The following is a 6,980-nucleotide window of genomic DNA, read 5'->3' as shown; positions in this document are numbered from 1 at the left end:
CCGCAAACGAGTCGCACCACCCCACACCCTACACCCCACACCCTGTTTTTTGTAAGTGTGCGATCGCAAGATACGTGTTATGTTAATACGTTGGTTTGCAAAAATTAACCTTCACCAAATCTGAGGCTGTCTTATTGCTCCTAAGTTCTATAACTATCGTTATAGCTCAACAATTTGAGGAAGTTGTGAGGATTTTACCAACCCAATCTTAGTTTTTAAAGGTAAATTATTATGAACTAATCATCAGCATTTATATTAGGTTATACTATCTCTAACCCTCATAAATACGTTAACTCTGGGTTGTGCTTCAGCTATCTCAAAGCTAGATACAGAATGCTTTTTAAATTTTCGGACAGGTCTATTATTTCCCAGATTGAGCATTACCGTGACCTATAACCTGTCAACTCCCTAGTCAACATCGTAGTAAGGTTTAATCGGCTACTGCCACCAACCTAATAAGCCTGCGATCGCCATTGATCGCAACTTGCTTTCTGCCGCCAAATCTTAACCCGAACTTACATTAATTATTGTTTCTATAAAAATATAGAATCCTCACAAAATCTTTAGATTTAAAGATTATTTTATTGTAAAGAATCAATTATGCTCTAGAGATTATGCAATACCTTTACTATCTGACCAATGCTAGTCTGACAATGCGAGTTGTTCAATATTTTAGTAAAAATGACTCTTCTGTGGAATTTATTACTGTAATTAATCAATTTCATGGTTGGATAATCAACGTCAAAATTAAATCTTTTGTTTCCAGACAAAAAAATAAAGATATTAGAGCTTTCTTGAGTGAAATGGGAATTATCTACTCCCCATCCGACGACATCCTTAGTAAGGTTCTAAGCAGTTTGGAAGCTGGAGAATCAGTAATTAATGTTATGCGGACTTATAAGACGATGATAGTTTCTCATGGTAGACCACAACCCGATGAAATTAAAACATTCCGACAACATTTAATCAGCAAGTTGGGCTACTGTCCACAAAATTTAGCATGACTTCAAATTAAAACTACTATAAGTAGTTTTACAAAATTAGGTAGCCATTATCCTTGCGAGTCTAAAAAACCGAAACGTAGTGCTGCCAAGAAGCAAGCTACGCATAGCATCTGGTAAATCAGATTTAATTAATTATTGGTATTCCTCATGAATTTATTTCAATCTAATCAGTCAGAGTTTGCCTGGTGGGTAGAAATTAACACCGATGTTCCGCGCTGTACTTATTACTTTGGCCCTTTTGATACTGAAAAAGAGGCAAAACTTTATAGAAGTGGCTATATTGAAGACCTATAAGCCAGGAACATCGTTGCAATAACCAAAGAATGTCAGCCTGATGTCCTGACGGTTTTTTAGGAGAAAATAGAGTACCAAAGAGTAACTTTCGCTCTTAAAATATAGGTACTATTTATTTGGATGTTAGTCATGGCACATCCTGCTTATTAAATGTTCACATTTTTTGCAGCATGATTTGAGGACTAAAATAATATGCGTGCAATGATTCTGGATGCACCCGGAAAACCACTGCGACTTGCTGATTTACCCTTACCTACTCCTAGTTCCAATCAAGTTTTGATTCAGGTACATACTTGCGGTATTTGCCGCACAGATTTACATATATACATATAGTTGATGGGGAACTAACAAGCCCTAAGTTCCCCTTGATTCCCGGTCATCAAATTGTCGGTAAAATTTGCGACCAAGCCCAATTTACTGGATACCAAATTGACGGAGGCTATGCAGAATATACGGTAGCTAGCGATCGCTTCTGTTTTCCCATTCCCCCTAATTACCCCGACTTGCAAGCGGCTCCTTTTTTATTGTTGTTGAAGTGCAAACCTCATCTCTGTCAACTCTAATTCTCCTGTGCTCGTCATTAATACTACATTAATCCCTAAAACACTTTTTTGCTTCGTTGTATAGTTAGTTGGAAGTATTTGATTAGTCAAATCAAACTGAATAGAATCTCCGGATGGCGGACTTTGATATAAGTAACGAGTTGGTTGATCGCCAATTAAAATTGATGAGATACCTACTTTTGCTGGTGCTTTCTTTACTTGACCTTTGACAGCTAAAGGCACGAGCCTAAATTGTTTTTGAGTATTAGAGGTATTAATTCTAATGATACATCTAACCCTTGGCAATTGTGTGTTTGCAGTTATCGGAGTTGCAAGTTGAAACTCATTTTTTACCGGATCGAAATTTATATTACATCCCTTATTAACAGAAAATTGTGGCTGGTTTTCTATTGCAGTAGCAACGCTAGATGAATTGCCATCAGAACAATATAAAGAAAACAAGCATGTTAATATTAAAAAATTGCTTGCATAACTTAATCTCAACATAATCTACTCTCCATCAACAGAAATTTTGAGTTTCAAAAGATTTATCAAACAGAAATATTGGCGTCAGAATTCAGAGTTAAATTCTGGCTAGCGGATAAATAAATGGTGAAACGCCATATTAAATCTGCATCCTTAGTAATTTTCACTAAGTGACGCAAGCGCGAACAATTAGTGGGGGGTTAAATCCCCACTAATTCATTCTAACTAATACCGCAGGTTGTCAAACAGTGCCTGGAATAAACTGATTCCAGAAAGTGAAGAATTAGCAGTACTCATTATTTTTTTGGCAAGCCCGGATTTCTCACAATATTAGAGGATATTTGAAAAGTGCTTCTCTCATGATTTGCTTAAGTGCTTACTTAAATCACAGCCAATTACTTTTAAAACAACCTCTTATTACCGCTTATTTCAACCTGCGGTGTATGGCATTAAAAGCAAGGAGCTATATCAAGACGAAATACCACATCCCCAGCATTGAGATCGGCTGTATCAACAACAATAGAGCTTCCTGGTGAGGATTGTGCAATCATATTAATACCTAGTTGTCCTTGTCCTCCACATGAAGCAGATGCAACGAGAAGATCATCTTGCTCTTGAAAAAGGGAATTGCTAAATCTAAACTGGGTAATTTGAGGTCTAGCCCTACTTATACCAAGAGCACCACCAGCAAAAATATAGCTTCTGCTTAAGCTTACACCTCTACTCCTTGGGCCAACTTCAGTACTTCCTTGGTACAGTACTTGTACATTTTGGACGAAGAAACCACTAGGAATAAAAGTCTCAACACGTAAAATACATCTTTGACGCTGACCTTCCCTTGCACTCATATTATCTAAGGTGATCGATAAGGTTCTACCGTCAGATCCAGGAAGCTGCTCTTCGACAATACATCCACCCGTTCCTGTTGCGTTTCCAAAAGTAATACTAGGGAAATCTTGAGCTAAAGCTTTGGTCGCAATAACGTTGATTCCAAGAATTGCAGATATAGACAGTAATACACCAAAATCTTTAAATTTCATCTGGATTCTCCTCATGTTATTAAAGTTTTTTTCAGAATAAATGCAGTTAAAATGCATTTATTCATGAGGCACTAGGCAGAAGACAGAAGGTAGCTATGTTCCCATGCTTAAAAGTATGGGATTGAAGCAAAGCAAAAAGCATGAGTGTCTCTTTGGCACTTTCCAATAGACACAAATCTTTTTATATTAGTGGTCTTTAGATCCACAACTAAAGTTTTTATTAATACTTCTTTCCTTTTGCCAAAATACCCCAAGATAATAAGGTGGTGAATTCTCAAACTACTTAATGCAATAGTTGAGCATCTCTATCTTTAAATTTAGAAACATAATGTGAGGAACTTGTGAAGAATAGAGTGCTTATTAAAACTTAAACATTGGAATCTAAATTTCGCGAATGCAATCGTAAAATGCTGGATTTTTAAAATGGACTAAATGCTGTATCTCAGAAGCATCACAGCATCAGCCTTAGATAAAGGTTTTAGCGGATGAGGGGGTTCAGAACTTTTTTGCTTTGGTAGCGATCGCTTGCAACGCCAACAGGATTTGTTATGCTTCAAGTCAAGTTATAATTTCTGCTCTCACAACTGAAGTCTCAGCAGTGGGATAAATACGGAAGCCCAATTTTTCGCAGACTCTTTGCATTGCAGAATTTTCAGTCAGGATTTCGGCACTAATTAGCGTTAAATGTTCATCACACCCTACTTGCAGCAACCTCTTGAGTAATTCGGTTCCTAAACCTTGACATTGATAGCGATCGCTAACTAAAATTGCAAACTCAGCTTCATTTGTACCGTGCAATTTACTTAATCTGCCAATGGCTAAAAGTTCATTTTCTTGAGTTTCTGGATTTTGATAGTCTGCTACTAGTGCCATTTCCCTGTCATAATCAATGAAACACAATCGTGTGAGTCGTTCGTGGGCAATGCGTTGACTCAGTTTAATCAAGTGGAAGTAACGGAAATAAACGCTTTCTTCAGACAATGTTTTATGTAACTTAATCATTAAAGGTTCGTCTTCTGGGCGAATAGGACGAATTGTTACATCCATGCCATTCTGCATTGTCCAAGAAGAAACATATTGTGTAGGATAAGGACGAATTGCTAGTTTTGGTAGTTGCACTTCAGTAATATTTAAGTCATGGAGAACAATCCGCGCATCAAGTGCAACTAAAGAATTTTGGCTGATTTCCTGCGCCTTTACCAAAAGCGGATTAATATCAATTTCTTTAATTAGTCGTTGTTCAACTACAAGCTGGCTAAAGCGTACCAAAAGCTGTTCTAAAGCTTCTAAATTAACTGCTTTTCTACCTCTAACTCCCTGTAGTGCTTTGTAAATACGAGTTTGTTCCATCATCCGCCGTGCCAAGGTAGTATTTAATGGCGGAAGTCCCAAGGCTCTATCTTGAAACACTTCTACTAACTGTCCACCTGTGCCAAATAGTAAAACTGGGCCAAATTGAGCGTCAATGCTACTACCGAGAATCAATTCATAGCTGTTTCTCAAATCTATCATTGGCTGGACGGTGACACCAGCAAAAGAATTTGCGCCAACTTTGGTAGTTATAGATGATGCGATCGCATTATAAGCCTCACCCACTGCATCAGCATTGTGTAAATTCAAATGCACCCCATCCACATCAGTTTTATGGGTGATGGTTTGAGAAAATACTTTCAAAACTACCGGATAACCAATTTCTTCTGCTAGTTTAACTGCCTCCCCTGCACTCGTTGCCACCTGCGTTGCTACTGTCGGAATGCCGTAAGCAGCCAGAACTTGTTTTGATTCCACTTCGGTTAGTAAAGTTCTGCCAGCTTGACGTGCTTGTTGAATAATTGTCTCTGCAATGGTGCGTTTGCAAGTATCCCCATTATCAGCAAGCACAGGGGTTTCATACAAAGCACGCAGGTTATAAGTGTAACGCCACATATAGTAAAATACATTGGCAGCCGTATCTGGAAAGGCAAATGTCGGAATTAATGCTTGGTTGAGAATTTCTGCACCTGCTTCCACATCTGCATCTCCCATCCAACTCGCAAGTACGGGTTTACCGATTTGAGCTAATGGTTTTAGTTGATACGCGATTTGTGTAGGGTCAGTCATTGCTTGCGGTGTGAGAATTGCTAATAATCCATCGCTATTTGGGTCTTTGGCAATAATTTCTAACGCCTTAGCATAACGTGTAGGGTCAGCATCTCCAAGTATGTCAATTGGGTTGTTGTGACTCCATTGTGGCGGCAATAGTTGATTTAGTGCCTGATAGGTTTCTTTTGATAATTCTGCTAGTTCACCTCCATCGGTAATTAAAGCATCAGCCGCCAAGACTCCCGGCCCGCCTGCATTGGTAATAATTGTCAGTCTTGGCCCTTTGGGACGTGGTTGCTTTGCCAATACCTCTGCCATATCGAACAAGTCAGCAATACTTTTAACCCGTAAAACCCCAGTCCGGCGAAATGCGGCATCAAATACGGCATCACTACCTGTCAATGCACCTGTGTGGGAGGCTGCGGCTTTGGCTGCTGCGGCTGTCCGTCCAGCTTTGATGACAATAATTGGTTTTGTCAACGCTACCTCCCGTGCCGCCGAGAGAAACGATCGCGCATTTCCAATTGATTCCATGTAAATAACAATGCTTTCAGTATGCGGGTCATCACCGAGATAATCAATCAAATCACCCCAACCCACATCAAGCATCGAACCAATGGAGATAAACGCACTAAAGCCGACATTCTCGTGAAAACTCCAGTCCAAAATTGCTGTACACAATGCCCCACTTTGGCTGATAAAACCAACCTTACCAGGCAAAGCCATACTGCTGGCAAAGGTGGCATTTAAACCAGTATGGGGATTCATTATACCTAAGCAGTTGGGGCCAATCAGCCGTATTTTGCCTCGGCGCACTTCCTGGAGTACTTGCTGTTCTAATTGTGCCCCGACAATGCCAATTTCCTTAAACCCAGCAGAAAGAACGATCGCCCCCTTCACTCCGGCATCGACACATTCACCAATTACACTAGGAACTGTCAGCGCAGGCGTGGCTATAATTGCTAAATCTACTGGTTCTGGCACAGCCGCAATATTTGGGTAAGCTTTGATACCAAGGACGCTATGACGTTTGGGATTGACTGGAAATACCGTGCCGCCAAATGGATGGCTAATGAGATTCCAGAGGACGGTTCTCCCGACACTATTTTCACGTTCGCTAGCACCAATTACGGCGATGCTTTGGGGTGCAAATATTGCATCTAAAGGTTGATGCTGGGTACGTAAAATATCATAAGCGCGATCGCTTCCCAATTGCATAATCTTTTGCTCCCGTTACAAAGAAAGGCAGATCGCGCAGCGTGTCGTAGACAAGGCAGAAGGCAGAGGGCAGAGGGCAGTCCCAAGGAAACAAGTTTCATAGTCAAGCATGAAAATGCGATGTGAGACTTATCTATATAGATACTCATCGAAGGAGCATTTTCAAGTCAGAAGGCAGAAGGTTCAATTTCCGTAGGGGATTCAGACCCCTCCTTAATTGGGGCCACCAAAGAGCGAGATTATGGTGGGGGTCTTAAACCCAGACCTTTCAACGCGTTCATTTGTACTATATTTTCTCCCAAAATACACACCCA

General features: G+C 40.0%; 6 protein-coding genes. 3 read left to right on the top strand and 3 right to left on the bottom strand.

Translation table 11 applies throughout. The features are described 5' to 3' along the window. Positions 1 to 614 precede the first annotated feature (614 nt). From VB740_RS35005 to VB740_RS36925, 3 genes are all read left to right on the top strand, one after another. Positions 615 to 1,004 (top strand): hypothetical protein, encoded by a 390-nt coding sequence (locus tag VB740_RS35005; protein ID WP_323204405.1) that lies wholly within the window; start codon positions 615 to 617, stop codon positions 1,002 to 1,004. A gap of 147 nt (positions 1,005 to 1,151) precedes the next feature. Continuing rightward, positions 1,152 to 1,298, top strand: a complete 147-nt coding sequence (locus tag VB740_RS35000) for a DUF1816 domain-containing protein (protein WP_323204404.1) — start codon at positions 1,152 to 1,154, stop codon at positions 1,296 to 1,298. A gap of 192 nt (positions 1,299 to 1,490) precedes the next feature. Further along, positions 1,491 to 1,631: a hypothetical protein gene (locus VB740_RS36925; RefSeq protein WP_416291250.1), complete on the top strand. Its 141-nt coding sequence runs from the start codon at positions 1,491 to 1,493 to the stop codon at positions 1,629 to 1,631. 188 nt (positions 1,632 to 1,819) lie between these two features. On the opposite strand, the gene VB740_RS34990 is transcribed toward VB740_RS36925, so the two are convergent. The 3 genes from VB740_RS34990 to VB740_RS34980 all read right to left on the bottom strand — a co-directional run bounded on the left by VB740_RS34990 (position 1,820) and on the right by VB740_RS34980 (position 6,666). After that, entirely contained in the window at positions 1,820 to 2,347 is a 528-nt protein-coding gene (locus tag VB740_RS34990; protein WP_323204403.1) for a hypothetical protein, read from the bottom strand. A gap of 428 nt (positions 2,348 to 2,775) precedes the next feature. Then, positions 2,776 to 3,366 carry a hypothetical protein gene (locus VB740_RS34985; protein ID WP_323204402.1) on the bottom strand — a complete coding sequence of 197 codons (591 nt, stop codon included), beginning with the start codon at positions 3,364 to 3,366 and terminating at the stop codon, positions 2,776 to 2,778. 558 nt (positions 3,367 to 3,924) lie between these two features. Further along, entirely contained in the window at positions 3,925 to 6,666 is a 2,742-nt protein-coding gene (locus tag VB740_RS34980) for a bifunctional acetate--CoA ligase family protein/GNAT family N-acetyltransferase (RefSeq protein WP_323204401.1), read from the bottom strand. Between the last annotated feature and the right edge of the window lie 314 nt (positions 6,667 to 6,980).

Source organism: Nostoc sp. UHCC 0251 (assembly GCF_034932245.1).
Taxonomy (GTDB): domain Bacteria; phylum Cyanobacteriota; class Cyanobacteriia; order Cyanobacteriales; family Nostocaceae; genus Nostoc.
This window is presented reverse-complemented; position numbering and strand designations above follow the sequence as displayed.